This is a genomic window from Microcoleus sp. B7-D4 (assembly GCF_036705125.1).
Taxonomy (GTDB): domain Bacteria; phylum Cyanobacteriota; class Cyanobacteriia; order Cyanobacteriales; family Microcoleaceae; genus Microcoleus.
Genome location: NZ_JAUBTT010000226.1, coordinates 1 through 2743, shown reverse-complemented (window position 1 = coordinate 2743; position 2743 = coordinate 1). Strand labels below are relative to the sequence as shown.

2 protein-coding genes and 1 pseudogene are annotated in these 2743 nt (G+C 43.6%); 1 reads left to right on the top strand and 2 read right to left on the bottom strand.

Features of this window, described 5'->3' with window-relative positions; all coding sequences use genetic code 11:
* Positions 1–127 precede the first annotated feature (127 nt).
* Both QUB12_RS37745 and bchM read right to left on the bottom strand, forming a co-directional pair.
* Positions 128–590, bottom strand: a pseudogene (locus tag QUB12_RS37745) (IS607 family transposase); the annotation flags it as partial.
* 535 nt (positions 591–1125) lie between these two features.
* Positions 1126–1812 (bottom strand): magnesium protoporphyrin IX methyltransferase, encoded by a 687-nt coding sequence (gene bchM / locus QUB12_RS36965; RefSeq protein WP_333144434.1) that lies wholly within the window; start codon positions 1810–1812, stop codon positions 1126–1128.
* 404 nt (positions 1813–2216) lie between these two features.
* Between bchM and QUB12_RS36960 the strand changes: the two genes are divergently transcribed.
* A complete protein-coding gene (locus QUB12_RS36960; RefSeq protein WP_333144433.1) occupies positions 2217–2714 on the top strand; it encodes a DUF4058 family protein in 498 nt (165 codons plus the stop codon).
* Positions 2715–2743 lie beyond the last annotated feature (29 nt).

Below are 2743 nucleotides of genomic sequence, written 5' to 3'. Positions count from 1 at the left end.
ACCCATTAATCGCTGTGTTTCTTTAGGATGCTCTTCAATATGATTGAGTATGTCGCTCATGTTTCTGTGTCAAAAAAGCTTTATGATGTGATATTACCACGAACTGTTACTATTTTTGGAGATGTCTAATTCGTTTGAGTAACTTTGTCAGTCCTTTTTTCTTGTAATTAAATCCAGAACCTAAGTCTTGAATTGTTTCAAATTGCCAGCCGTTAGCAGCACTAAACGATTCCCAAACAGCAGCTTGACGCTTTAAATCATCTTTTTTGTCATGACTGGAAACTCTGGCATAGTTGATAGTAATTCGCTCATCTGCCTGGTTCAAGTCTCTGGGAACGATTCGCTTGATATCCGCAAGATAAGTAGTAGTTCCGAATTAATTACACAATATTTCTACTGAAACCCTTGCCTAGCAAGGAGTTTTTATGTAATTAATTTTGTGTGGTTACTTAGAATCGTCTCTGTCCAGTGGGGGAGCGTTCAAACCTAATTTTTCCTGCATCAGTCCAGCGTCTTAGTGTTTTTGTCGAGATACCTAATTCCTTAGCCGCCTCTCCAATTGAAAGTGTCACGTCTGATTGAGTCTCCAAGGTTGCTTACCTCTAATAATACAACTCAATAGTTACCCAATCAGGAAAGAATGTTAAGCTATGTCTAAAAAAATCATCCAGCATCCACCCCTTTGTTGAAAGCGATGAGCGAGCGATTATTGGGTCGTGGAAAGGTCAAAATGCAGGTTATTGGTGCTTTGATGCGGAAATTGGTGCATTTGGCTTTTGGGATTTTAAAGTCCCAAAAGCCTTTCGACCCTAATTAAGTACCTACACAAAATTAATTACACATCCGACTTTGTTACTCTTTAGAGGTATCAAGGGTTTCAAGTCAACTCAGTCGGCAATTAATTTTGTTTACCTACTTATTTGACTGCTACCCCTTGACAGGTCAAGACAGTATCTACAAATTTGTCCGCGATTTTACCATGTAGGGGCGGGTTCGCCAAAATTTTTGACACCCATCAACAAATTATATAAACCCGCCCCCACCCCACCAACAAATTGTATAAACCCTCCCCACTACGCCAATAAACGATCTAAACTGACCTCAGAATTGGCAGATATTTTTAACCTATTTTCGCACAGCTTCCAGCAAGCGAGAATAGTAAAAGCTAGTGCTAGTCATCGCTGTTCTGTTAATCACAAAACCGTTGTTTTCTAGGATTTTGATAATATCAGCTTCGCGGTGCTGGTAAGCGCGGGTAGTTTTGCTCGGGCCGGGGAAAAGTTCGCCAAATTTTTTGAGGGCGGTGAGTGCTAAAGTTTTGGGGGCAAAACTGATAATTAGTCGCGATTGGGCGATCGAACTTAGGTGAGCAATCATTTCCGCAGCCTTATCTTGAGGATAGTGGATCAGCACGTCCAAACAAATAACAGTGTGAAATTTGCCGGTTAAAGCTTCCAAATCTTGGGCGGCGAAGGAGATGTTGTAGAGCTTGCCGGGAACTGCTGTCGATCGAGCGTAGGCTTCTGCTACCATCTTTTCAGAGATATCGCTAGCGCAAACAATCGCCCCAGCCTCAGCCAGAGGAATGCTCAGAGAGCCCACACCGCAGCCGGCATCGCAGACACAAAGCCCGGGTAAATTGCCGTCAGCTTGCAGCCATTCGATGACTGTATCCACCGTTTTCTGGTGCCCGGTGCGGATGTCTAGCTGAACTTTATTGACTTTGCCGTCGCCGTAAATTCGCTGCCACCGATCGAATCCCGTCGAGTTAAAATACTGTCTAACTATAGTCTTGTCGTCTACCAAATTCATCGATCTGCCTGCTGCTGAGTGATTGCCAACGGTTAAATATTATAAAGCCGCAGCGACAGTTATTGTTGACCGAAAGTAATTTAGTCCGGGGCCCCCGGATTCATCCGTGGAGGGAGAAAAAAGCTCGCTCCTCATTATCACAAGCCCCCGGATTCATCCGTGGGGTCGCTTTCTTCAATTCTTCAATTCTTCAATTCTTCAAATCTAAAATAGAAAATCTAAAATCTAAAATCTAAAATCTAAAATCGATTGACACTCCCCACCCAATTAAATTGAGTTACATTTACTTATACGGGCGATCGCAACTCGAACAATCCCGAATTTAGAAACTAATTCCATAAAAACCGAGTTCAGCCGATCGCACATTCTAGCGATAATTTTAATCAGCCCTAAATTAAAAAAATATGGTGCTACAAGACCATTTCCGCCCGCCGCTGTCGGTTCGCCGTCACTGGCACGCCTTTCACAACGCCTGGGCGACTTACATTGCATCGGATTTGAATGCCAAATTACCCGCAAATTACTTTGCCGAACCCAACGTGCAGTTTGGGATTGAAATTGATGTAGCAGCTTTTGAGGAACCTCTACCGGAGTTTGATTGTCCAGAGACGGTAATTCGTTTGCCAATAGATTTCCCAAACAATTGGATGTCACCCCCAGCCCAAAGCGTGCCTTTTCTAACTGCGGCGGAAACGGTGCAAGTCAGTATTTTTAACACTGAAGCCGGCCCGGTATTAGCCGGTGCAATTGAATTAGTAAGTCCTGCCAACAAAGATCGTTCTACTCATCGCGGTGCTTTTGTTTCTAAGTGCGAGACGTATTTGCGCCAGGGAATTGGGTTGGTAATAGTTGATGTTTTGACACTCCCCGTGCTAAAGCAGCGGGGATTCTCCGGAAATTAATCCGGATATCCTTTTTTCTGGATAACCGC

Bases quoted from the DNA above. Each gene is read 5' to 3' on its own strand.
- bchM (WP_333144434.1), bottom strand. From the start codon at position 1,812: ATGAATTTGGTAGACGACAAGACTATAGTTAGACAGTATTTTAACTCG.
- QUB12_RS36960 (WP_333144433.1), top strand. From the start codon at position 2,217: ATGGTGCTACAAGACCATTTCCGCCCGCCGCTGTCGGTTCGCCGTCAC.